Origin of the sequence: Flavobacterium psychrophilum DSM 3660 = ATCC 49418 (genome assembly GCF_002217405.1) — a bacterium.
GTDB lineage: Bacteria > Bacteroidota > Bacteroidia > Flavobacteriales > Flavobacteriaceae > Flavobacterium > Flavobacterium psychrophilum.
In genome coordinates this window covers 1-25,256 of record NZ_MUHE01000015.1, presented here as the reverse complement: position 1 = coordinate 25,256, position 25,256 = coordinate 1, and the positions used below count along the sequence as shown (strand labels likewise).

At 30.9% G+C, this 25,256-nt stretch carries 23 protein-coding genes; 5 read left to right on the top strand and 18 right to left on the bottom strand.

Features of this window, described 5'->3' with window-relative positions; translation table 11 throughout:
• Nucleotides 1-387 precede the first annotated feature (387 nt).
• Nucleotides 388-2,295, top strand: coding sequence for an acetate--CoA ligase (gene acs, locus B0A57_RS04940; RefSeq protein WP_038466936.1), 1,908 nt, complete (start codon nt 388-390; stop codon nt 2,293-2,295).
• Nucleotides 2,296-2,432: 137 nt separating this feature from the next.
• Here the strand turns inward: acs and B0A57_RS04935 are convergent, their stop codons facing one another.
• The 5 genes from B0A57_RS04935 to B0A57_RS04915 form a co-directional block, all read right to left on the bottom strand.
• Entirely contained in the window at nt 2,433-2,999 is a 567-nt protein-coding gene (locus tag B0A57_RS04935) for a PolC-type DNA polymerase III domain-containing protein (RefSeq protein ID WP_011963091.1), read from the bottom strand.
• Nucleotide 3,000: 1 nt separating this feature from the next.
• Nucleotides 3,001-4,911 carry a DUF294 nucleotidyltransferase-like domain-containing protein gene (locus tag B0A57_RS04930; RefSeq protein ID WP_034098239.1) on the bottom strand — a complete coding sequence of 637 codons (1,911 nt, stop codon included), beginning with the start codon at nt 4,909-4,911 and terminating at the stop codon, nt 3,001-3,003.
• A 136-nt stretch (nt 4,912-5,047) separates the two neighbouring features.
• Nucleotides 5,048-6,382, bottom strand: a complete 1,335-nt coding sequence (locus tag B0A57_RS04925) for a DEAD/DEAH box helicase (protein WP_034098237.1) — start codon at nt 6,380-6,382, stop codon at nt 5,048-5,050.
• Between the two features lie 89 nt (nt 6,383-6,471).
• A complete protein-coding gene (locus tag B0A57_RS04920) occupies nt 6,472-8,016 on the bottom strand; it encodes a DEAD/DEAH box helicase (RefSeq protein WP_011963094.1) in 1,545 nt (514 codons plus the stop codon).
• Nucleotides 8,017-8,089: 73 nt separating this feature from the next.
• Nucleotides 8,090-8,605 (bottom strand): DUF6155 family protein, encoded by a 516-nt coding sequence (locus tag B0A57_RS04915; protein WP_011963095.1) that lies wholly within the window; start codon nt 8,603-8,605, stop codon nt 8,090-8,092.
• 104 nt (nt 8,606-8,709) lie between these two features.
• Here B0A57_RS04915 and B0A57_RS04910 point away from each other — a divergent pair, with 104 nt between their 5' ends.
• Nucleotides 8,710-8,988: a DUF3817 domain-containing protein gene (locus B0A57_RS04910; protein WP_034098235.1), complete on the top strand. Its 279-nt coding sequence runs from the start codon at nt 8,710-8,712 to the stop codon at nt 8,986-8,988.
• Nucleotides 8,981-10,243, top strand: coding sequence for a mechanosensitive ion channel family protein (locus B0A57_RS04905; RefSeq protein ID WP_011963097.1), 1,263 nt, complete (start codon nt 8,981-8,983; stop codon nt 10,241-10,243). The genes B0A57_RS04910 and B0A57_RS04905 overlap by 8 nt, the downstream gene beginning before the upstream one ends.
• A gap of 144 nt (nt 10,244-10,387) precedes the next feature.
• On the opposite strand, the gene B0A57_RS04900 is transcribed toward B0A57_RS04905, so the two are convergent.
• The gene (locus B0A57_RS04900; protein ID WP_011963098.1) at nt 10,388-10,774 is read right to left on the bottom strand and encodes an acyl-CoA thioesterase; all 387 of its coding nucleotides are present in this window, start codon (nt 10,772-10,774) and stop codon (nt 10,388-10,390) included.
• Nucleotides 10,771-11,187 (bottom strand): NUDIX domain-containing protein, encoded by a 417-nt coding sequence (locus tag B0A57_RS04895; protein WP_034098233.1) that lies wholly within the window; start codon nt 11,185-11,187, stop codon nt 10,771-10,773. The genes B0A57_RS04900 and B0A57_RS04895 overlap by 4 nt, the downstream gene beginning before the upstream one ends.
• Nucleotides 11,188-11,275: 88 nt before the next feature.
• Between B0A57_RS04895 and B0A57_RS04890 the strand changes: the two genes are divergently transcribed.
• On the top strand, nt 11,276-11,668 hold the full coding sequence (locus B0A57_RS04890; RefSeq protein WP_034098230.1) for a hypothetical protein: 393 nt from the start codon (nt 11,276-11,278) through the stop codon (nt 11,666-11,668).
• A gap of 11 nt (nt 11,669-11,679) precedes the next feature.
• On the opposite strand, the gene hisIE is transcribed toward B0A57_RS04890, so the two are convergent.
• The 9 genes from hisIE to B0A57_RS04845 all read right to left on the bottom strand — a co-directional run bounded on the left by hisIE (nt 11,680) and on the right by B0A57_RS04845 (nt 19,659).
• Nucleotides 11,680-12,279: a bifunctional phosphoribosyl-AMP cyclohydrolase/phosphoribosyl-ATP diphosphatase HisIE gene (gene hisIE, locus B0A57_RS04885; protein WP_034098228.1), complete on the bottom strand. Its 600-nt coding sequence runs from the start codon at nt 12,277-12,279 to the stop codon at nt 11,680-11,682.
• A 2-nt stretch (nt 12,280-12,281) separates the two neighbouring features.
• Complete coding sequence (gene hisF / locus B0A57_RS04880; protein WP_034098226.1) at nt 12,282-13,037, bottom strand: imidazole glycerol phosphate synthase subunit HisF; 756 nt, start codon at nt 13,035-13,037, stop codon at nt 12,282-12,284.
• Nucleotides 13,038-13,040: 3 nt separating this feature from the next.
• Complete coding sequence (gene hisA, locus B0A57_RS04875; protein ID WP_011963103.1) at nt 13,041-13,766, bottom strand: 1-(5-phosphoribosyl)-5-[(5-phosphoribosylamino)methylideneamino]imidazole-4-carboxamide isomerase; 726 nt, start codon at nt 13,764-13,766, stop codon at nt 13,041-13,043.
• Between the two features lie 168 nt (nt 13,767-13,934).
• A complete protein-coding gene (gene hisH, locus B0A57_RS04870) occupies nt 13,935-14,516 on the bottom strand; it encodes an imidazole glycerol phosphate synthase subunit HisH (RefSeq protein WP_038466940.1) in 582 nt (193 codons plus the stop codon).
• 80 nt (nt 14,517-14,596) lie between these two features.
• Complete coding sequence (gene hisB, locus B0A57_RS04865; protein ID WP_034098290.1) at nt 14,597-15,733, bottom strand: bifunctional histidinol-phosphatase/imidazoleglycerol-phosphate dehydratase HisB; 1,137 nt, start codon at nt 15,731-15,733, stop codon at nt 14,597-14,599.
• Complete coding sequence (gene hisC / locus B0A57_RS04860) at nt 15,733-16,773, bottom strand: histidinol-phosphate transaminase (protein ID WP_034098221.1); 1,041 nt, start codon at nt 16,771-16,773, stop codon at nt 15,733-15,735. The genes hisB and hisC overlap by 1 nt, the downstream gene beginning before the upstream one ends.
• A complete protein-coding gene (hisD, locus tag B0A57_RS04855) occupies nt 16,766-18,055 on the bottom strand; it encodes a histidinol dehydrogenase (RefSeq protein WP_034098219.1) in 1,290 nt (429 codons plus the stop codon). The genes hisC and hisD overlap by 8 nt, the downstream gene beginning before the upstream one ends.
• 11 nt (nt 18,056-18,066) lie before the next feature.
• Nucleotides 18,067-18,924 carry an ATP phosphoribosyltransferase gene (gene hisG / locus B0A57_RS04850; RefSeq protein WP_034098217.1) on the bottom strand — a complete coding sequence of 286 codons (858 nt, stop codon included), beginning with the start codon at nt 18,922-18,924 and terminating at the stop codon, nt 18,067-18,069.
• Between the two features lie 291 nt (nt 18,925-19,215).
• Entirely contained in the window at nt 19,216-19,659 is a 444-nt protein-coding gene (locus B0A57_RS04845; protein WP_011963109.1) for a hypothetical protein, read from the bottom strand.
• Nucleotides 19,660-19,752: 93 nt separating this feature from the next.
• Between B0A57_RS04845 and B0A57_RS04840 the strand changes: the two genes are divergently transcribed.
• The gene (locus B0A57_RS04840) at nt 19,753-21,846 is read left to right on the top strand and encodes an LTA synthase family protein (RefSeq protein WP_011963110.1); all 2,094 of its coding nucleotides are present in this window, start codon (nt 19,753-19,755) and stop codon (nt 21,844-21,846) included.
• Nucleotides 21,847-21,928: 82 nt separating this feature from the next.
• On the opposite strand, the gene B0A57_RS04835 is transcribed toward B0A57_RS04840, so the two are convergent.
• A complete protein-coding gene (locus B0A57_RS04835; protein ID WP_038466944.1) occupies nt 21,929-23,956 on the bottom strand; it encodes a hypothetical protein in 2,028 nt (675 codons plus the stop codon).
• A 281-nt stretch (nt 23,957-24,237) separates the two neighbouring features.
• Complete coding sequence (gene fabG, locus B0A57_RS04830) at nt 24,238-24,984, bottom strand: 3-oxoacyl-[acyl-carrier-protein] reductase (protein WP_038466947.1); 747 nt, start codon at nt 24,982-24,984, stop codon at nt 24,238-24,240.
• Nucleotides 24,985-25,256 lie beyond the last annotated feature (272 nt).

Sequence of the window (25,256 nt, the reverse complement as noted above, 5' to 3'; positions counted from 1 at the left end):
CAGTGATGTTATATATCAGAAATTTAACCTCAGGAAAATAGGAATATTTTGTTTTTAGAATATTTTTTTTCATTTTAATACCATTAATTATTGCAGGTTTTACTATTTTTGAAATGTACTTATTAACTAACGATAGTATAGGCTACTCTAGCCAAACATATTTATGAAGGTTATGGAGATACAATTGCCATAATTTACGATTCGTGTTGTTACACAAATAATAAGAAAATGCTTTTAGTACAGTACCTAAAACAGTTAGGCGCAACTGGAAATCCTAAATATATAGTAAAACATTGATAATTAAAATATTATTGATGAGATTACAAGTATTAAAAAAAAAACAGGCATTTATAATAAAATAAGAATTAATAAAATTTAAGAATATTTATGAGTTATTACAAAATTGACAATCTAGAACAATACTTTAAGCATTACAACAAATCGATTCGAGAACCAAGGAAATTTTGGGGGAAAATTGCTTCAGAAAATTTTACTTGGTACCAAGAATGCGAAAAAGTAGTAGAATTTGACATGGTTGAAGCCAAAATAGAATGGTTTAAAGGCGCAAAAGTAAACATTGTAAAAAACTGTATCGATAGGCATTTGGCTCGTCGGGGCGAAAAAACAGCAATTATTTTCGAACCAAACAATCCAAATGAAGAAGCCTTGCATATTTCGTATAACGAATTGTATGTACGAGTTTCTAAAATGGCAAATGTATTGAGAGAACAAGGTATAGAAAAAGGAGACAGAGTTTGTATTTATTTACCTATGATTCCAGAATTAGCCATTGCAACTTTGGCTTGCGCCAGAATTGGAGCTATACACTCGGTTGTATTTGCGGGATTTTCGGAATCGGCAGTAGCCTCAAGAATAAATGATTCTGAATGCAAAATGGTTATTACTTCCGATGGTGGTTTTCGTGGAGAAAAAACCATCGATTTAAAAGCAATTATCGATGAAGCTTTAGAAAAATGTCCATGCGTAACAAAAGTCTTAGTCGTAAAAAGAACCAACACTTCTGTAAAAATGAAAGAAGGTCGTGATATTTGGTTGCAACCACTTTTAGATGAAGCACTAGACAATAATATGCCTGAAATTATGGATGCCGAAGATCCATTATTTATTCTTTATACCTCAGGATCTACAGGTAAACCTAAAGGAATGGTGCATACAACGGCTGGTTATATGGTTTACTCTGCCTATACCTTCAAAAATGTTTTTAATTATGAAGACGATGATATTTTTTGGTGTACCGCCGATATTGGTTGGATAACAGGACATTCATACATACTTTATGGCCCTCTTCTAAACGGAGCTACAACAGTAATTTTTGAAGGTGTTCCGTCATATCCAGATTTTTCTCGTTTTTGGGAAGTAATAGAAAAACATAAAGTTACCCAATTTTATACAGCCCCAACAGCTATTCGTGCTTTGGCAAAAGAAAATTTATCTTATGTACAAAAATACCCATTAAAATCGCTAAAAGTCATTGGTTCTGTTGGAGAGCCTATTAATGAAGAAGCTTGGTATTGGTACAACGACCACGTGGGAGGGAAGCGTTGTCCTATGGTAGATACTTGGTGGCAAACCGAAACTGGTGGAATTATGATTTCGCCAATTGCCTTTGTAACCCCAACAAAACCAACCTACGCATCGTTACCTTTACCAGGAATTCAGCCAATTCTTATGAACGAAAAACGCAACGAAATAGAAGAAAATCAAGTCTCAGGTAGCTTGTGCATTAAATTTCCTTGGCCAGGAATAGCAAGAACCATTTGGGGCAACCATCAGCGATATAAGGAAACTTATTTTTCTGCATTTCCTGGAAAATATTTTACTGGAGATGGTGCTTTGCGTGACGAAGTAGGTTATTATCGAATTACAGGTCGGGTAGATGATGTAGTCATTGTTTCTGGACATAATTTAGGAACAGCACCAATAGAAGACGCAATAAATGAACATCCAGCAGTTGCCGAAAGTGCTATTGTTGGCTTTCCTCATGATCTAAAAGGAAATGCATTGTACGGATTTGTAATGCTAAAAGAAAGCGGAGAAACGAGAGACAAAACAAACCTTGCCAAAGAAATAAACCAAAATGTTTCTGACCATATTGGACCAATCGCTAAATTAGATAAAATTCAGTTTGTATCTGGTTTGCCAAAAACTCGTTCAGGAAAAATTATGAGACGTATTTTACGCAAAATTGCAGAAGGAGATTTTGCTAATTTTGGTGATATCACTACTTTATTAAACCCCGAAATTGTAGAGGAAATTAAAGAAGGGAAATTGTAAATTATTATTATAAAAATTTTACAAGCTTAGTAGCCAAAGGTAATGTAGTAAAGATAGCATTACCTTTGGCTATTTTTTACTATTAAGCTTAAATAAAAAATTCAGTTTGGTTATCTGTTTTTTAATATGCAAAATGATTAATTAGTCATTTTTAATCTGCTTTTTAATTTCAAAAACAGCAAAGCTATTGAAAATGCCATGTTTGCCGATGTAGGAATATGTGGAGAATCAATTTTATAAATTGATAACAATTCGGTTAATGAAAATTGTTTAGCATTTTGGTCAATAATCCTGCCATGCATCACTTCAACATCTAGCAAGTTATTTTTAATGCGACCACTCTGCAATTTATGCAAATACTCATTAATAATTTGAATGTCATAATGAATGCGATGCCCTACCAGAGTTGCATTTCCTATAAAATTTATTAAGGATTCTATAGCCTGAATCTCTTGGTAACTAAAGTCTTTACCTTCTAATATCTCGGCTTTATTTAGTTCTATTTCTAAACAATTGTCTATACGAATCTGATTTTTTTCGATGGCAATGGCACCAATAGATATAATTTTATCTTTAGCTGGATTTATTCCCGTTGTTTCTATATATAATGCAACTTTTCTTTCGGTTTGCATTTCAAACTGAACAAGGTAATTTTTCCAAAATTCTGGGTAATCTTTGCCTATTTTTTTTAACCAATCGAGCATGTTATGAAAATTGTGTTAGTTGAAAAGTGTCTTTTAAAATCTCTTCTAAATCTTTTAAAACATGTAAAGATTCTTTTAGTTTTTCTTTATCTGATTTCGATATTTTTTCTAAATCGATATATTCTCCTGCATTATCATTTTTAATTCCTTCAAGAGTTCTATATCGTGACAAAAGTAAGAAAGTATCGGCAGCCTTCAAGAAAATCTCTGCATTTTGAGTGTCCTTTATTGCCAATTCTTTATACCTAGAAAAGGTATTCTTAATTCCTTTCAAACCGTGATGAATAGACAGCAAACGAGCAATATCTACCAATTGATTTATTCCTTTTTCTTTGATGTTAAATTTATATTTATATAATCCCTCTTCTTCTTCATTAAATTTTTTAAAGAAATTAAGCGGTGCTGGTTTTTTTAAGGCGTCATTGCCTAAATAATCAAAAAATAAGGCTTTATTTTTAATTTTATATATGGTTTCGGTGATGCTATTTTCTAGATTTGAATCTCCAAAAACAAATTCGTAATCAAAAAATATCGCACAATGCTCATTTGTAAATTCCCCCGGAGTGTTTATCCAGCTTTCGTATTGTTTTATCCATTCAGTTAATGACTTAGAGTAATTTTGATTGTTAGAATTATGTCCGAAATTACAGTGTTTGTATCCTATTTTTTCTAAAGTTTCATTTACTTTTTTTGTCAATTGATTAAAATAATCTTTTACACTACGAACTTGTTGAATATCTACATCATTAAATATTAATAAACTGTCATGATCCGTTAATAATAATTGTTCCTTTCTCCCTTGACTTCCTATGCTTAAAAACACGAAAGGAGCAGGGGGTGAGCCCAGTTCTAAAATACCTATTTCTATTGCTCTTCTAATAATTGCTAATGTAATTTCGCCAGAAATATTAAAAATATGCTGCAAAGGAATATTTTTTGTCACCGCTTGCTGTATAATATTTGAAAGAGAATTTCTTACAGATTTTAATTGGGCAGCATTTATAGCACGTTTTATTTCTTTGACTAATACTCCTGGAGAATTTGCTTGTGCCTGAACCAAATCATTTTGGGTGATAATACCTCTTATTTGGGTATAAATCGTACCATCTATCGTTACACATAAGTGATGTACTTTATGGGAAAGCATGACCAATTGGGCTTCTGCTAATGAAATATTTTCTGGAACAGTAATTACTGCATGGGTCATTATCTTATCGATATGTGACTGAATGGCATGCTTTCCTGTGGCTACTTTTTCTCTAAAATCAGCATCGGTAACAATACCAACTAATTTAGTATTATTATTTATAAATGCCGCATCTAATAGGTTGTCTGCCATTATTATAGCCACTTCACGAATGGTCTGATCGTATGTTACAATTAATGGATTTTTATTGTAATTTAGCGTTTGAAAATAAGAAAAATCATTCTGAAATTCAGATAATTGTACAGAATCTGAAATTAATTTATCACTATTTTTATCTGCTAAATTGTTAGAATTTTGGGCAAAACTTTCTAATAAAAAATGCAAAACTTCAGTGTTTTTAAGTACAAATGGTTTAAAACTTTCGATAGGAATTGCATATAAAATGGCTTCTTCGTTAGTTTTTGCAGTCATTTGGTAATTGTTTTTGGCAAAAAACGGACGCAATCCAAAAACATCGCCAGAATAGCATTTGTTGAGTAAAGTTTCTTCGGCGTCAGAAATAACAGACAAATGTATAACACCAGAATTCATGACATAAAATACATCATGTAAGGTATCATTAATTTGAAATAATGTTTGATTCTTTTCTAGATGAATTACACGAATCGTTTTAGAAATACTTTTTAAATCATCGAAACTTAAAAAACTAAAAGGTTTAAAATCTTTTAGAAAATTGGCAATACTTTCTGCAATTGAATTCTTCATGATAGGATAAGATTACTATGTTGTAAATTTATAATATTTTTTAGAAGATAGAAAGATAATTTGAAACATTCTATTTTACATAATATAAATTATAGTTCGTTTTTGTTACGTATTTAATATTATCATTTTTTTGCCTTTATTTCATTTTTTGCCTTTTTACAACTGGTGTGGTATCAGGTTTGTTTTGCAAAAAATAATTAGCCATTAATTTTTCAATTAGTTCATCTTTGGTAAGATGATGAAAAACTGTTTTTATTTTTTCTTTAATATCAATTGATAATTCATGATTTGGCTTGGTTTTGAAGATTTGTTTTGCCCACAAATAAGCATTATTTTCTTCGATGCTTTCTGGATTGGGTTTTTCAAATTTTTCAAATTTAATTCCTAAAGCTTTTTCAAAATCGGAAATTTCAGCAATTTCTTCTTGTTGCAAAATCGTTAGCGAAAAGCCATTAGCACCAGCTCTTGCTGTACGTCCGCTACGGTGTACATAAGTTTCATGTACATCTGGTAAATGATAATTTACTACATAGGAAATTTCTTTTACATCGATTCCACGAGCGGCTAAATCTGTGGCTACTAATATATTAATGTGTCCTGCACGAAACTGATCCATGATTCTATCACGGATTGGTTGCGTTAAGCTTCCGTGTATTGCTCCAGATGAAAAGCGATTAATGGCTAAATTTTTAGCTAATTTATTAACTGCGGCTTTGGTTTTGCAAAAAATAATACCTCTTTGTCCTTCTTTTGAAGTTAAAAAATGCATGAGAACTTCTAATTTTTCTATTGGATCTACAACAATATATTCGTGATTAATGCTCGAATTACCCACAATTTCCATACTAGCACTTACTTGTGTCACTTTTTTTGACATATAGTTTTGTACTAATTGTTTTACTGTTCCTGGCATTGTTGCAGAAAATAACCAAGTTTTTCTGTTTTTAGGTAAATCGATAGCAATTTGGTCTAATCCTTCTTTTAGGGCTGTTGCCATTTCATCTGCTTCATCAAGAATTAAATAGTTAATTTCTTTAATGTTTATTGCGCCTCTTTTTATCAAATCGATCAACCTTCCTGGTGTTGCAACGACTATATGAGTGGTTTGTTGCAAACGTTCTATTTGAGGTTTTATAGGTATTCCGCCACAAACAGAAGCTATAGAAACTTCTGGTAAATATTTAGCAAAGCTTTCTAAATTTGTAAATATTTGGTTACCTAATTCTCTGGTTGGTACTAATATTACGGCTTGTATTTTAGCATTATTTACGTTAATTAATTGCAATAAAGGCAATCCGAAAGCTGCTGTTTTTCCTGTTCCTGTTTTTGCTAATCCAATAAAATCGTCTTGGCTGGAAAGCAATACTGGCACTGATTTTTGTTGAATTTCTGTGGGAACAGTAATTTTAAGATCTAGTAATGCTTTTAAAATGGGTTCTGCTATTCCTAAATTTGCGAATTGTTTTGACATATTTTTATGCTTTAAGCTCAAAGCAATACGCTTTAAGTATATTGAATTATTTTTTTGCTAAAGCATTATTGCTTAAAGCTTACTACGATTTAATCTTCTTCTGCAAATAATTTTTCTCTGTATTTTTTTCCTATTAGAAGTAATAATTTTACTTTATAATCATCTACTAGCCATTCTCGGTAGTTTTTGCTACATTGGCTAAGGCATTTTGTATAGCGTTTCATACGACATTCGATATCATCGTGTAATTCTTTCGACAAATTTTTTGCCTCTATTAATTCTTCGGTGTTATAAACACACATTTCTGCGTGCTGATCTAGTGATTTTTCTAGTACTACTTTCGAGCGCAAATTTAAGGAAATAGCTAGTTTATGTTCGGCATCTACATCGAAAGTTACGATTTCAGTTTTACTAAATTTTTCTCGTAATTCTGGTGGCATTTGGTATTTGAAGTACAATTCGATTTCTGCATCTTCTCGTAAATTGTCTAGATAATATTCGGGAGATTTGAAAATATGTTGCCAATCTACTGGTTCGCTCCATAGTCCGAAACGTGCGGCATTATTACCTAAATCGATAATTGTAAACTCATCTTTATTGGGTAATTTTCTGGAACCACGACCAATCATTTGGTAATATAATGTGAGTGATTTTGTGGCACGATTTATAATTATCGTTTCTACTGTTGGCTCATCGAAACCTGTTGTAAGAATTCCTACAGAGGTTAAAATGGCATCGGGTGTTTGTTTAAACCAGATTAAGATATCCTTTCTGTCTTCGGCAGTGGTCGTATTATCTAGGTGTCTTATAGGGTAACCAGCTTCTTTAAATGTTTCGTAAACGTATAAAGATGTGTTTATTCCGTTATTAAAAATTAGGGTTTTCTTTCCTTTAGATTTTTCTTCGTACGAATGCAATAATTTATTTTGCATATCGAGTTGCGAGTACAATTCGTCTGAAGATTTTATTGTATAATCGCCATTTATTCCTACTTTTAAACTAGATAATCCTACGTCATAGCTATAAGTGTTCGCTTTTGCTAGAAATCCGTTTTGGATTAATTTATTTATAGGATCTCCTACAATAAGTTCCTTGTAACTTTCATACATTGGTAACTTAACATTTGAGCTTAAAGGGGTTGCTGTAACACCTAAAATAAAGGCGTTGTTAAACGACCCTAGTAGTTTTCTGAATGAATTATAATGGGCTTCATCTATAATTACAAGACCAATATTGTCTATAATTAGTTTTTCATCATTTAGTCTGTTTTTTAAAGTTTCAACCATGGCCACAAAGCAAGAATATTCGTCTTGGTCTGGTAAATCTTTAATTTTAGAGTTTATGATTTTATTTTTTACACCAAAACCTTTAAGCATTTTTGATGTTTGCTTGCAAAGTTCTATTCTGTGGGTAAGAACCACTACTTTCTTGTCATAAAGTTCTAAATAACGACGAACTATTTCAGAGAAAATAACAGTTTTCCCCCCTCCTGTTGGCAGTTGATATAATAAATGATAACTGTTACCAACATTGTTCATTTTGTTAAAAATAGCATCAATGTCACGTGATTGGTAATCGTATAATATTTTTTTTGCTTCTACTTCTACTTCAAGTTCGAGTTCGTTGTCTAACATACTTTTTTTGTAATTTTGGCAAAAGTACGGCATAAAAAGGGTAATTTGGTCATTTTAAGAAAAAAATGAAAAATTAATATTCAAACCTTTCTATAATAGCATTAAAATCAGAGTGATTAGCCCAATTTTGAGCTAGTGTTTGGTCTTTTATTGCGACTATCCTATTTTTAAAATCATTTAGGATTCCTTTTTCTATTAAAAATTTAATAACTTGATTAAAAGAGGTTAACATACTTTTATAAAACAATTCTGTTTTTATTTCTCTTTCTGACGATAGTGTTTGGGCTATTTCGATGTTATACAGCATGACATCAGCAATGAGAAAAGGATCTACACCGAGAGTGATGAAATGTTTGATAAATTTTTGTGCTACAGAACGTCTCATTTTGGCTTTTTTGCCCCGAATTGGAAAATATTCGCTCGAAATTTTAAGTTTTGCTTCTTTTACTAAACCATTTTCATTAGGATTAAATACAAAATCATAATAGGTTTTTACAGAAATAAATTTATCGTATAACTCGATTAGTTGCTCTTGAAGTTGCGTATTATTTAGTTCTGAAAGATATTTTTTTAAATCTCGTTTGCTCATTTAAATAATTTATAAATGCAAATATAAATTACTTTGGGTTTTGATAGATATATTATCGATGATAATTCTTAATTTTGCACACAAATTAATTTATAAAAATAAAAATGCTAAAATTTTTCAAATATCTTGCAATTACAGAAGGAATTTCTGCCCTATTATTATTATTCTTTGCGATGCCTATGAAATATGTTTTTCATAATCCTATATATGTAAAACATTTAGGAATGGCACATGGAATACTATTTACTACTTACATCATTCTCGCCACGATATTAAAATTTAAAGAAAATTGGACTGTAAAAAAATATGCCGAAATTTGCCTAGCTTCTATCCCTCCTTTTGGTACATTTTACATCGAAAAAAAATACTTAAAAGATGCTTAAATTTACAGAAAAATTGTTTGGTTGGTGTGACAAACTTTTAATGAAATTTGGATTTAACGAAATTATAGCCTCCTACTTAGGATTGCTAGTTAATTTAGTTATCCTTTTTGCCATTTCGTACTTCTTATATATCGTTTTTAGATTTATTCTAGTAACTATCATGGCAATTGTAGCTAGAAAAACTAAAACTAAATTTGATGATTTATTGGTTTCTAACCAAACCGCAAAATACATATCGCACTTAATACCGTTAATTTATGTTTACAAATCAGTACCCGTAATTCTTGAAAATTTTAACTCTTGGGAATCTATTTTCGGAAAATTAGTCGGAATTTATATCATTTTATTGGTTTTATGGATCATTAGAACAGTCTTTAACGTACTTCGAGACCATCTAAAAACAATTCCGTCTTATAGCGACAAACCAATAGATAGCTACATTCAGGTTATTATGATTATCCTCTGGATGATAGGTTTTACGGCTATTTTGTCTAAATTATTTGAAATAGAAATTAGAGATCTTCTAACCACTTTTGGAGCTATTTCGGCCATTATATTATTAATATTTAGAGATACTATTCTGGGCTTTGTAGCCAGTATTCAGGTATCAGTAAACGATATGGTTCGTATTGGAGATTGGATTACCATGGATAAATTTGGTGCCGATGGAGATGTTATCGAAATAAATTTAGCCACTGTAAAAGTTCGAAATTTTGATAATACAACCACTACAATTCCTACTTATAGCTTAATTTCTGATAGTTTCAGAAACTGGCGAGGTATGCTAAATGCAGACGGAAGACGTATCAAACGACATATTCTAATAAAATCCAGCAGTATTCGTTTTGTAAAAGAAGAAGAATTAGAAGATTTTAAGCAAATACAATTAATAAAAACCTATATCGAAAAAAAACAAGCAGATATAAACAAATACAATTTACAATATAATGTCGACAAATCGTTATCTGTAAACGGTAGAAATTTAACCAACTTCGGACTTTTTAGAAAATACCTAACTAATTATCTAGAAAATTACCCAAGCCTAAATAAAGATATGATATTGCTTTGCAGGCACTTACAGCCAACTGCGCAAGGAGTCCCTTTAGAAATTTATGCTTTTACTAGTGACAAACGCTTCGAAAATTACGAATACATTATGAGCGATATTTTCGATCACATATTAGCATCAGTAGTATATTTTGATTTAGAAATATTCGAAATGCCATCTCATAAAAATGGGTTTACAGAAGCTTAAGTATTTCATTTACAAATAAAAAAAGCCACAAAAAAATTTCCTTTGTAATTTCTAAAAAAAAAACAGTATAATATTTAACTGGTCGTAACTAATACCAAGTTTCTAAAAAAATAAAGGTACAAGTTACGAACAGTCAAATTAAAACTACTTTATCCTATTTCTCACAAATTCAATTTCAGTCTTTCCGTGTGCTTTTGGTTTTCCTTCTTCACCTAAACTTACCATTGTAATAGAATCTATTGTAATAATAGTTTCTCTTGTCATGATGTTTCTTACTTCACATTTTAGGATTAATGATGAGTTGCCAAACTTTACTACATCAAGTCCAATTTCGATAATATCTCCTTGTTTTGCCGAACTTACAAAGTTAATTTCCGACATGTGTTTAGTAACTACTCTCGGATTTTCTAATTGAACTATCGAATATAAAGCCGCTTCTTCATCTATCCAAGCCAATAGTTTTCCTCCAAAAAGAGAATGATTAGGGTTTAAATCCTCTGGTTTTACCCATTTTCGTGTGTGAAATCTCATATTTTAAATGTTTTTAAAGCTTTTTCTATAATTTCTTGATGATCAAACGCTAAATTAGGCAATTCATTTACAGCAAACCAAGCCACTTCTTTAGCATCATCGGAAGCAATGGCAATGGTATTTTCTGGAACTTCTCCGAAATAAGCCACCGAAATCATGTGCCCTCTAGGATCACGAAATGGTTTGCCAAAAGTGCCAAATTGTTGCAACGAATCTATTTTTATTTGCGTTTCTTCCTCTAATTCTCGTTTTGCTGCGACTTCTAAATCTTCATTTTCATCTACAAAACCACCAGGCAAAGCCCAACAATTTTCAAAAGGTTTGTTTTTTCTTTTTATTAAAAGCAACTGATTATCAGTCGATTTTCTAATAATAACTGCATCTACTGTGACAAATATTTTTGAAATTCTCATAATTATCTTTTCAACACTAAATTACTAATAACTTTTATATTTCAACCTTAATATTACTGTAATATTCATTAATTTTAAAAGAAAAAAAATGGAAAATCGTGATACAATAATTTTTAATTTAAGAGGTGGCGCTTTAGGAATTGTAACGCCACAATCATCGGAAGAAGAAGCTTTTCAGAACATTACTTTGCGACCTATTTTAAAATTGCAAAACGATTTACTAATTCGAGTTTTTGTTAACTATGCACAGAAGCAAAAGAGTATTTTCTTTGCCTTATCGCCCGAAAAAAAGCAAAGCTATATCGAAAATGTGATTCAAAAAGATATAAAATTTAGAAACTTGCTAAAAGGAATTATTATCGGATTTTTTACCGTTCATGAATACCAAGATTATATAAAAAATTCCTCGAATCTAAACAAAAGAATGATGCAATTATTAATCGAAAGGTTTAAAAGCCAATTGCAATTATTAGTAGCATAGTGTCGTTGTCATTATTTCTCTCTCAACTCTAAAAGATGCACCACATCTTGCAATTTAAATCCTTTGGCTTGTAATAAAATAAGATAATGAAAAAGTAAATCGGCACTTTCGCTTACAAACAAATCATCGTTATTGTCTTTGGCTTCAATAACAACTTCTATGGCCTCCTCGCCTACTTTTTGCGCAATTTTATTAATGCCTTTCTCAAACAAACTGGCTACATAACTTGTAGTAGCATTGGCATTTTTTTTTCTTTCTGAAATTGTATTTTCTAGTTTTGATAAAAAATTAAAATTCTGATTTTTAGATTCTTGCCAGCAATTATATGAACCCGTATGACAGGTATTTCCTTCTGGATTTACTTGCACTAAAAAAGTATCATTATCGCAATCTAGTTTGATAGTTACCAGATTCAAAAAATGACCACTCTCCTCGCCTTTTGTCCATAATCTGCTTTTTGAACGGCTAAAAAAAGTAACTTTTTTGGTCTCTACTGTTTTAGTATAGGCTTCTTCATTCATGTAACCCAGCATCAAAACTGTTTTAGAATTATCGTCTTGAATAATGGCCGGAATTAATCCGTCTGCGTTTTTTTGAAAGTTTGGTTTCATCTCTATAATCGTATTTGAATAGTATTGTTTTTAAGTGCTATTTTTAAGTCTTGAATTCTAATTTCTTGAAAGTGAAAAACACTGGCAGCCAAAGCAGCATCGGCATTTCCTACAAGAAAAGCATCGGCAAAATGTTGCATTGTTCCTGCGCCACCCGAAGCAATTATAGGAATATTTACAGTTTGTGATAATTTGGCTAAAGCTTCATTTGCAAAACCGTTTTTAGTTCCGTCATGATCCATCGAGGTAAACAGAATTTCTCCAGCACCACGATTTTCTACTTCTTTTGCCCAATCGAACAAATCGATTTCGGTGGCTACTTTACCGCCTACCAGATGTACTTTCCAATTTCCGTTAATTTGCTTGGCATCGATAGCCACCACAATACATTGGCTTCCAAAAGCTGAAGCCAAATCATTGATTAATTGTGGATTTTTAACCGCCGATGAATTAATAGAAACTTTATCGGCTCCATTTTTAAGCAATGTTTCGACATCTTTTACAGACGAGATTCCACCCCCAACAGTAAACGGAATATTGATGGTTTCGCTTACTTTTCGAACCAAATCGATTACTGTTTTTCTATCTTCTTCAGTGGCAGAAATGTCAAGGAAAACCAATTCGTCGGCTCCTTCTTCAGCGTATTTTTGGGCTAATGCTACTGGATCTCCAGCATCTTTTAAATCTAGAAAATTAACCCCTTTTACGGTTCTTCCATTTTTAATGTCTAGGCAAGGAATTATTCTTTTTGTTAGCATTCGTTATTTGTTTAGTATGAAATTTTCCAATTGTTTTAATGTAATTCGGTTTTCGTAAATGGCTTTTCCAATAATGGTTCCTTCGCAGCCTAATTGAGCTAATTTTGGTAATTCATCAAAAGTGGAAATTCCTCCAGAAGCGATGAGTTTTATGCCTTTTGTTTCTGATAAGATTTTTGCATACAAATTGAAACTTGGTCCTGCTAACATGCCATCTTTAGCAATATCTGTACAAATAACATACTCAATTCCTTGATTTTGATAGTTTTGAATAAAAGGAATTAATTCTTCCTTACTTTCTTCTAACCAACCTGAAATAGCTACTTTTTCGTTATTAGCATCAGCTCCTAAAATGATTTTATCAGCTCCATATTTAATAATCCATTCGTTAAATACCTCTGGATTTTTGACAGCAATACTGCCGCCTGTTATTTGATTAGCACCAGATTCGAAAGCAATTCGCAAATCGTTATCGGATTTTAAGCCGCCACCAAAATCGATTTTCAGAGCCGTTTGAGAAGCAATTTTTTCTAAAATTTTATAATTTATAATTTGGCTAGACTTCGCACCATCTAAATCGACCAAATGCAAATATTGCACACCGTGGGCTTCAAATTTTTTGGCGACTTCTAATGGATTTTCGTTATAGATTATCTTCGTATTGTAATCGCCTTTGGAAAGTCGGACACATTTTCCGTCGATGATGTCTATGGCTGGAATTATTCTCATTTATTTAAGTCTTAAAGTTTAAAAGTCAAATGTCATAAAGTCATTTAGATTTCTAAAAAGTTTTTTAATTGGTATGCTGTTTTGCGTTAGGGATTGTAGTGGAAATCCTTTTGTTTTTTCCTTTAAAAAACAAAAGATTGCAACGGAAAGCCCGCTCGAACGCCCAAATTATAATTGTAAGAAATTAGACAAAATTTGTTCTCCTATTTTCCCGCTTTTTTCTGGGTGAAATTGTACGCCGTAGAAATTGTTTTTTTGTAATGCTGATGAATATTCCGTTTCATAGTTTGTAAAAGCAATGGCTTCGGCACATTTTGGAGCGTAAAAACTATGCACTAAATACAGGTATTCGTTTTCAGAAATTCCTTCAAACAAACTAGATTTCAAATTATAAATGTTATTCCAACCCATTTGTGGCACTTTTACCTTGTTGGAAAATTTAATAATATCGATATCGAAAATTCCTAAACCTTTTGTATTTCCTTCTTCAGACGAATTACACATGAGTTGCATACCGAGGCAAATTCCTAAAACGGGTTGTTTGAGATTTGGAATTATTTTGTCTAATCCGCTTTCTCGGAGTTTTTGCATGGCAGAACTTGCTTGGCCAACGCCAGGAAAAATAACTTTATCGGCTCCTTGAATTTCGGCAATATTTTTTGATAAAATACCTTCATAACCCAATCTTTGAAGGGAAAATTGGATACTTTGTATGTTTCCTGCTCCGTAATTTATAATGACTATTTTCATTTATTTATGTCTTAAAGTTGTAAAGTCATAAAGTCAATTCTAAACGCATTAGACTTTAAGACTTTATATATTATGACTATTTAAAGCATTCCTTTTGTGCTTGGTAAAATCATTTTTTCTGAATCTCGTTTTACAGCTGCTTTTATAGCTTTTGCAAAAGCTTTAAAAATAGCTTCAATTTTGTGGTGCTCATTGGTACCTTCGGCCTTAATATTTAGATTGGCTTTTGCGCCGTCAGAGAAAGATTTAAAGAAATGAAAAAACATTTCGGTTGGCATTTGTCCAATCATTTCCCGTTTAAAATTGGCTTCCCAAACCAACCAATTTCGTCCGCCAAAATCGATGGCTACTTGTGCCAAACAATCATCCATTGGCAAACAAAATCCGTAGCGTTCTATTCCTAATTTGTTTCCTAGGGCTTGTGCAAAAACTTCTCCTAAAGCAATGGCTGTGTCTTCAATGGTGTGGTGTTCGTCAACTTGCAAATCACCTTTTACAAGAATTTCCAAATCCATTTGTCCGTGGCGTGCAATTTGATCTAGCATGTGGTCGAAAAATGCGATGCCGGTATTAATATTACTTTTTCCGGTTCCGTCAAGATTAAGTAGAATAGAAATATCGGTTTCGTTGGTTTTTCTAACGATAGAAGCCCTGCGATTTTCGAGTTTCAAAAACTCATAAATTTTTTGCCAATCGTTGGTTTCTAAAGCAATATATGGGTTTAACTCTTCTTTTTTTACCGATATTTCTGCTGTTCCTAAATTAGTATTATCATTGATAAAAATTGCTTTCGAACCAAGGTTTTTCCCTAATTCGACATCCGTTAATCGGTCTCCAATTACAAATGAATTTTGTAAATCATAATCATCAGAAAAATAGTTAGTTAGCAAGCCAGTTTTTGGTTTTCTAGTATTGGCATTCTCTGAAGGAAATGTTCTGTCAATGCACACTTTATTGAAAATTACACCTTCATTTTCGAAGGTTTTCATAATAAAATTGTGTACCGGCCAAAAAGTTTCTTCAGGAAAACTAGCCGTTCCCAAGCCGTCTTGATTGGTAATCATCACCAATTCGTAATTTAATTCTTGTGCAATTTTGCTCAAAAAAGGAATACATTTTGGATAAAAAATCATTTTATCGAAACCATCAATTTGTTCATCGATTGTTTCTTTTATCATCGTGCCATCACGATCTATAAATAATACTTTCTTCGTCATTATAATGCTTTTAAAACTGTTATTAATTTTTCGTTTTCTTCTTTGGTTCCAATCGTAATTCTCAAACAATTTTCGCACAAAGGCTGATTGGTTCTGTTTCTAATGACGATTCCTTTTTCGATTAGCTGGTTGTATCTTTTGTTGGCATCCTCTACTTTTATCAGAATAAAATTAGCATCCGAAGGGTATATTTTTTCTATAAATGGTATAGAAATTAAAGATTGAACCATTTTTTTTCGCTCATTTATAATTTTTTTGACATGGAAATGTAAGGTACTTTGTTCTAGTTTTTTTAAAGCCGATTCTTGTGATAAATTATTGATGTTATACGGTGGTTTTATCTTATTTAATATCGAAATTATAGCTGCAGAAGCATATAAAATTCCTATTCTTAAACCTGCCATGGCATACGCTTTAGAAAGTGTTTGTGTAATAAGAAGATTTGGATAATCGCTTATTACGTGCAACCAACTGCCATTTTTAGAAAAATCGATATAGGCTTCATCAATAACGACCAATCCGTTAAAGTTTTTTAGCAAGGTTAAAACAGCTTGATCATCAAAAGAATTCCCTGTTGGATTATTGGGCGAACAAAGGAAAATAATTTTTGTATGGCTATTTACATTCTTTAATATTTCATTAATATTAGGTTGAAAATTAGCAGATAATAAAACTTCTTTGTTTTCGATAGCATTAATATTGGCCAAAACGCCATACATTCCGTACGTTGGCGGAAGCGTAATTACATTGTCTACATTGGGTTCACAAAAGGCTCTGAATACTAAATCTAGTACTTCGTCGCTTCCATTTCCTAATAGCATTTGATTTTCATTGATCTTATTTTGCTGTGCTAAAAAACCTTTCAATTTCTTTTGTTGCGGATCTGGATATCGATTAATTCCATTAGAAAACGGATTTTCATTGGCATCAAGATAAACCATATTATGAGTAAAATCTTTAAATTCATCTCGTGCAGAAGCATACGCTTGCATATTTTTTATATTTTCTCTAACGAGATTATTGATATTGAAATTATTCATTTTCTATCGCTTTTAGTCGTAATGAAACGGCATTTTTGTGTGCTTGTAAACCTTCGGCTTCTGCCATTATTTCTATGGCAGAGCCAATGTTTTGAATGCCTTTTTTAGTTATTTTTTGAAAAGTCATCGATTTTAAAAAACTATCTAAGTTTACCCCTGAATAATTTTTTGCATATCCGTTTGTTGGCAAAGTATGATTGGTTCCCGAAGCATAATCGCCTGCACTTTCGGGCGTATAATTTCCTATAAAAACAGAACCTGCATCTTGAATATTATTGATGTAAAAATCTTCATTCTTAGTACAAATGATGAAGTGTTCTGGTGCATAATCGTTAATTAAATTTAAAGCAATTTCATCATTTTCAACATAAATTAGTTTAGAATTTTCGATTGCTTTTTGTGCGATATTTTTTCTTGGTAAAACTTCGATCTGCTTGTTGATTTCGATTTCTACAGCATCAATTAGTTTTTTTGAAGTTGAAACTAGAATCACTTGGCTATCGGTTCCGTGTTCCGCTTGGCTTAATAAATCGGAAGCCACAAAACTCGGAATCGCAGTATCATCAGCAACAATAAGTAATTCGCTTGGACCCGCAGGCATATCTATAGCGACTCCAAATCGTGTAGCAAATTGTTTTGCAAGGGTTACAAACTGGTTTCCAGGTCCAAAAATTTTATAGACTTTTGGAATAGTTTGTGTACCAAAAGTCATTCCTGCTATGGCTTGAATCCCTCCTACTTTTAGAATTTTGGTTACACCGCATAAATTAGCAGCGTATAAAATTTCGGGATTTATTTTACCAGATTTATCAGGAGGAGAACACAAAATAATGTCATTGCAACCCGCAATTTGAGCAGGAATGGCTAACATTAAAACGGTTGAAAACAAAGGTGCGGTTCCGCCAGGAATATACAAACCAACTTTTTGAATGGGACGCTTTTCTTGCCAACAATTTACACCTTCGGTTGTTTCGACTTCTATTTTTGAAGTTTTTTGAGCCGTGTGAAATTTTTCGATATTCGATTTTGCTAAAGCAATAGCTTGCTTCAATTCTGTTGAAACTAGATTAATTGCTTCATTAATTTCATTATTAGAAACTTCTATATTATCTAAAACAATTCCATCAAATAAAGAAGTATATTTTCTTACCGCAACATCTCCTTTTTGTTGTACTTCTTTGAAAATTCCTTTTACAGTTTCTTCGATATCATTAAAAGATTGTGTTGGTCTTTTTAGAATTTCTGACCATGTTTCTGGTTTTGGATTGTATATTTTATTCATTTTATTGCGATTTAAATAACCATTTTTTCAATTGGACAAACAAGAATACCTTCGGCGCCAGCCGCTTTCAATTTATCGATTACTTCCCAAAATTGATCTTCGTCTATAACTGATTGTACACTACACCAACCTACTTCACTTAAAGGCACCACTGTTGGACTTTTTAATACGGGTAAAATTTCGGTTATGGCCTGTATTTTGTCGTTTGGCACATTCATCAAAATATATTTTGCTTTTCTAGCCCTAAGTACCGATTGAATTCTGAATCTTAACTTATCTAAAATTTCTTGTTTTTTAAGAGTAATTAGAGGTGAAACAGCCAGAACAGCTTCACTTTTCATGATGACAGCAACTTCTTTCAAATTGTTTTTAAAAAGAGTATTTCCGCTAGAAACAATATCAACAATAGCATCGGCCAGACCAATATTTGGCGCAATTTCTACCGACCCAGATATTTCGTGTAATTCGACTTTTATATCGTTGTTTTTAAAATAATTTAAAGTTGTATTGGGATAAGAAGTTGCTATTCTCTTATTTTTTAAATCATCTAAAGACTTAAAATTAAAAGATTTAGGAACTGCTACAGAAACTCGGCATTTAGAAAATCCCAATTTTTCGGCAATTTTAATATTTCCTCCTTTTTCGACTAAAATATTATCCCCAACAATAGCAATATCTACAACACCATCTATTAAATATTGAGGAATATCTGAGTTTCGAAGAAATAATACTTCTAAAGGAAAATTTGAAGCAGATGCTTTAAGTTGGTCGTTTCCATTGTCGATTGAAATGCCACAATCTTTTAAAATTTTTAAGCTATCCTCGTTAAGGCGACCTGATTTTTGAATTGCAATTTTTAGAGTACTCATTTTTTTTTTAAATTAAATATTAGGAATGAGTACAACTTGGAGAAAATAAAAAACCCGTTTGATGTACTCAAACGGGTTTTAGAATATTGTGATTTACACGCATACCATTAACACTTCGCCTGAGAGCAAATATGAAAATGATGATGATGTAATTGATTTAGAGACATTTTTGTTTTTTTATACCTTGCAAATATATGTTCAAATAAAAATAGAAACCAAATTATTTTTTATAAATCTTACTAATTTATGATTTGTTTAATCTTAATCTTAGTATTGGTTGGTGTTTTTATTCTAATTTGTTCTAATTTCAGTATGGCGAATTTCTCCTCCAGAAGTTCCGGTAAATTTGGCTAAAATAACACCTGCTATGGCAATGATAAGAACTAAAAATGAAATAAAATTAGCTTTAGCCTGTTTTTTTAGATTAAGATATAATCCTCCTATAGATATTGCCCCTAATATGTATAAAACAATGGCTAATTTTTCTGCCCATTCTTCATGTATGTGAATTATTTTTTTGCCAATATTAGGCATATCTTCTACCATTTCTTCGGCACCATCGCCTGTGTACATACTTGTAAAAGCAAAAATTGCCGACACAATAAATACAAAATATGCCGTGTTTTTTACAGTATTATTTTTAATAAATATGCCTGAAATTAAAATTCCGAATCCAAAAATTATCCCAATAATTGGAAAATGGTTTACTACCATATGCAAATGTGCGTTGTTCATGTTTTTCTATTTTAGTTATTCCAAATATATTCATTAATTTATTTTAATTATTATAAAAAAGCTTTTATTACTTTTACAAAAAAAAATATTTTTATGAAGTTCTTCAAAATTTTTTCTCCTTTTTACAATCTAGCGCTACTTTATATATTAGTAAGTGTCATTTCTAGGATCGTTTTGCTAGCACACCCAATAACTCAGTCTTCATTTGGATTTTTAGAAACCATCAAAATTTTTTGTTTTGGTTTGCTATCTGATTTTTTTGTTTTCGTAATAGCAAGCTTTTTTTTGTGGTTATATTTAATATTTTTATCTAATTCAAAATACTTAAAACCATATGGTTATATAATTTTTGCATTGTTAGTTTTATTACTCATTTATGTTTCCTTTTTTAATACAATCCTAAACGAATATGGTGGTTCTTTGCCTGAAATAGGAATTACTTTTATTTCGATCAAAACCATATTATTTGGATTATTCTTGTTTTTACCAAAATACAGAAGCATATTTAGATTTTGGATGTTCTCTTTCGTGCTATTTATTTTTGTAGTTTGTATCTTGCAAAATGCCATAAGTGAGTACTTATTTTGGAACGAATTTGGCGTAAGATATAATTTTATTGCGGTCGATTATTTAGTTTACACTAATGAAGTTATAGGAAATATCATGCAATCTTATCCTGTAATTCCTATATTCTCAGCACTATTCTTAATTGCTGGGCTTATTACTTATGTAATTGTAAAAAAGTCTAAAAATTACTTAGATGAAATTCCAAATTTTGTTGATAAAATAAAAATTTCAGCAATATATTTCTCACTATTTGCCCTTTCTTTAGTAACAATTCCTATTATATCCGATAAAGAAAACTCTCAAAATATATTTGTTAATGAGATGCAAGCCAACGGATTACATAAATTTTATTTGGCTTTTACAAATAGTGAATTAGATTATTTTAAGTTTTATAAAACACTTCCTAATAATAAAGCATTTGCAGTTTTAAAAAATCAAATTCCTACAATTTCGAATGAATCAACATTAAGAAATATTAAAGCCAAAGCAGCCGAGAATCATAAAAATGTAGTTTTAATTACCATTGAAAGTTACAGTGCAGATTTCCTAAAAACTTATGGAAATGAGCAAAATATTACACCTTTTTTAGATAGTTTAGCCACAAAAAGTTTATTATTTACTAATTTGTATGCAGTTGGAAACAGAACAGTGCGAGGCTTAGAATCTGTTACATTGTGCGTTCCTCCTACTGCTGGCGAAAGTGTGGTAAAGCGAAAAGACAATAAAAATAAATTCTCGACAGGAAGTATTTTTGCAAAAAAAGGATATAATGTAAAATATATTTATGGTGGAGATGCCTATTTTGATAATATGGAAGATTTTTTTGCAGGAAATGGTTACGGAATTGTAGATAAAAAAACTTTTAAACCCGAAGAAATTACTTTTTCGAATGTTTGGGGCGTTTGTGACGAAGATTTATACAAAAAAGCAATTAAAACCATGAATGAAGAAGCAAAAGAAAATAAACCTTTTTTTAATCATATCATGACCGTAAGCAACCATAGGCCTTTTACCTATCCTAATGGAAAAATTGATATTTCTGGAGATGCAAAATCTCGTGAAGGTGGCGTAAAATATACAGATTATGCGATGAAACAATTTTTTATAATGGCAAAAAAACAACCATGGTTTAAAAATACTGTTTTTGTAATCCTTGCTGATCATTGTGCTTCTAGCTCAGGAAAAACAGAACTTCCTTTAGATAAATACCGCATTCCAGCCATGATTTATGCACCAGAATTCGTGCAACCAACTCATTACAATAATATGATGTCACAAATAGACGTAATGCCAACTGTTTTGGGTTTATTAAATTTTAATTACCAAAGTAAATTCTTTGGTCAAGATGTTTTAAATACAGATTATAAGCCAAGAGCCTTAATCGCTACTTACCAGAATTTAGGACTAATAAAAGATAATATTCTAACTATAATTTCACCAAAACAAGGAGTAAAACAATTTGGTTTAACCGTAATTGAAAATTCAAAATTAGGTGCTGATTTTCAAATTATGTATGATGAAAAATTGCTAAATAAAGAAAGAACAGATTTAATAAATGAAACCATTTCGTATTATCAAACCGCTTCAGATATGCTAAAAAAGAAAAAATATCAGAAATAGGTTTTAGTTTTAATACCATAACAAAATTTAATAGTAATGTTAATTATTTTTTAATTGATTATTACTATTAAATTTTAACATTTTATAGCATTCCGTTGTATTTTCTAATAAACCATTCTGTGGCTAAAGTAATTGCTAAAAGAATTAATAACCAAATTGACTCTATTAGAGCAGATTTTTTAACTATTTCTTTCTGAATGGCTGGAAAACTTTCCTTTTTAAGTAATTCGGTAATTAATTTATCTACTTGATTTGGATAAAATATTTTCGAGTTCGTGTTTCTTGCTAACTGAGTTAAACGAGAAATATCAGGATTTACAAATTGCTTTTCAATTTCAAAATATAAAACTTCAAATTTATTTGAATAGGAAGCTTTCGAATTATTTTCTTTGACAGTGAAGCTATAATTTCCAGCTTCTAAACCGTCTAGATTTACTTTATATTCGCCATTTCCTTTTAAAAAATCATATACTTTTGTGGTTTTTGTTTTATTGTTTTTTAACTGAATGGTTAATTTTGCATTTTCTTCAAATTCATAATTTTTATTAAAAAATTGAGCTGAAACTTCGATATTTTCACCAGAATTATAAAAGCTTTCGTGCGTAACAATTAGCGATTTTTTTGAAACATTAGAGGCTAAAAACTGAATAATTTTATCTATAAAAATATCAAATTGTTCGAATGATTTAGTTTTTACATGACTTTCTAGACGCCATTTCCAGATATTCTCTCCAAAAAGATAGGCATTTCGTTTTATTCCGATTTCTGCAAAAGCCAATAATGGGTTTTTAGTATTAATATTCCTAATTTGAGATTGCAATAAAGTATTTACATTCCCTGTAATATTTATATTACCAAACGAATTTTCTAAAGGAGGAAACTGTTCGAAACCAATATTATCTAAAGCAAATAAATTAAATTCAGGATTAAATTGAGCTGTAAAATTTTCATTCTGATTAGACATTCTAAATTTCAATTGGTCTTGGTATTCATTCAGAATGTTATAATCTGTACTTAATCCTGTAATTACAAAAGTGTTTAATTGTAGGTTTTTATTTTGCTCTAAAATAGGTTTAAATTGGATATTGGGCTGGTATAATATTAAAACATTATAACTATTTAATGATTTAATTTGCTGTGGTTTAACAAGCGTTACTTTGTGTTGTACATTAGTTTCTATAGCTCGTTTCAAAGCCCCTAAATCTGGATGATTTATTGCTGATATTAATGCAATTTCTGATCGCTGGTCTATAATTTCGACCGCAAAATTTTTAGTGTTATTATATTTATTTTTCTCTATTTCTGAAGTTGTAATACTTGCTTTATAAGAATGAACTCCTACTTTATTAGCGTTTAGCAAAACAGATATTTCTTGCGATTTCTTGTTGGCAGAAAAAGAAATGATTTGTTTGTGAATTGTATGATTTCCTTCTTGAATACTAAATGTGGTATTGATGCTTTTGTCGCCGTTGTATTGTAAGAAAACTTCGACTGGAAATTTATTTTTTAAGAATGCGTATTTATTTACATTCAATTGATTAATTTTTATATCTAAAAAGCTCGTTGTATCACCTAATACTAATGGATAGAGTTGATTGTTTTGAGGAAATGAATATACATAATCGTTTCCAATGGTTTGGTTTCCGTCTGACAGCAATACAATTGGAAAATTTTGATTTCGATATAATTGCTTCATGTTTTGAGCAACTTTATGAATATTGGTTTGTTTTCCTTTATAATCTATTGGTTTGTTAGTGTAAAAATCATTATCAAAACTAAACAATTGAACATCATATTTGTCATTCAACTGAGTGTTTTCTAATAATTTTTGAGATAATTCTTTCGATATTTTTTCTTGTTTTAATTCTGATATAGATTGAGAATTATCTACAATTATTGGTAATGGTGTTTTACTTGTTTCGTAGGTTTTTCTTGATATAACTGGATTAATTAGCAATAAAATGATAGAAAAAATAGAAATAAAACGCAACAAAGCCAATAAAAAATTGACCTTGTTGTAGTTTTTATTTTTATAAAAATATTGGTAAAACGACAATCCTCCAGCAGTTACTAAAGAAAGTATTATGAGTAGAATCGTGTTGGTATTCATTTATTTTTAATTGAAGATTAAAAAATTGAAACATTGGCAAAACAGAGCTTAATTTTATTAATTAGTGCATTTTTCGTTAGCAATTGAAGTGAAAACCCTTTTTTGAGATTTTTTTGCCTCAAAAAAATTATTCATATACTTTTGTTTTTATCGGAGCTTAGTGAACTTCGTTTGTAACATGAAGACTACACTTATGATAAGGTCCTAATCATGATATTTAAAAAAATGCTGTTTATTATTGCATGAAGCTGAAAACCTTAATTTTTCAATATTTTAATTTATTAGGTAAGCATTCCTCCATCTACATTAAGAACCTGTCCTGTAACATAAGCACTCAAGTCGGAAGCTAAGAAAAGACAAGCATTTGCAACATCTTCGGGTGTTCCGCCACGACGCAACGGAATGGTTTCTCTCCAAGTTTGTACTACCTCTTCGTTTAGTTTTGCAGTCATTTCGGTTTCTATAAATCCTGGCGCAATAGCGTTGCAACGAATGTTACGAGAACCTAACTCTAGAGCTACTGATTTTGTAAAACCAATAACACCTGCTTTAGATGCTGCATAATTAGTCTGACCAGGATTACCTTTTATTCCTACGACACTACTCATATTTATAATTGAGCCTGAACGTTGTTTTAAGAATGTTTTTTGAATAGCTTTAGTCATATTAAAAACTGATTTTAAATTGACATTGATAACTTTATCAAAATCTTCTTCAGACATTCGCATTAGTAAATTATCTTTAGTAATTCCTGCGTTGTTTATTAAAATATCTATTGTACCAAATTCTGCAATTACTGCATCTACAAAGGTTTGTGCTTCATTAAAATCGGCAGCGTTAGACTGGTATCCTTTTGCTTTAATTCCTAAAGTGTTTAATTCTGTTTCTAAAGCCATTGCAGATTCTACAGATGAACTGTATGTAAAAGCTACATTTGCTCCGTGTTGTGCAAATACTTTAGCAATTCCACTTCCTATTCCACGGCTTGCACCTGTAATGATGGCTACTTTTCCTTCTAGTAATTTCATTTTATTATTGGTTTTATTCTTTAATTGTCAAATATAGGATAAATACTTTTTTAAAAAAAATACATTTTTAAATATATAAAGTCAAATAGATATTATTTTATATGACTCTCTATAACTTGTGTCAGGTTATTCTTTTATGTACAAATTACATTAGTAGCACAAATTTTATAAGATCCGCAATATGATTTTTTATTAATTCATGTAATTTGGGGTAAGCTTTTTTTGTGTTTTAAACCCTTAGTATTATTTGGATGAATTATACCATTTAAAGT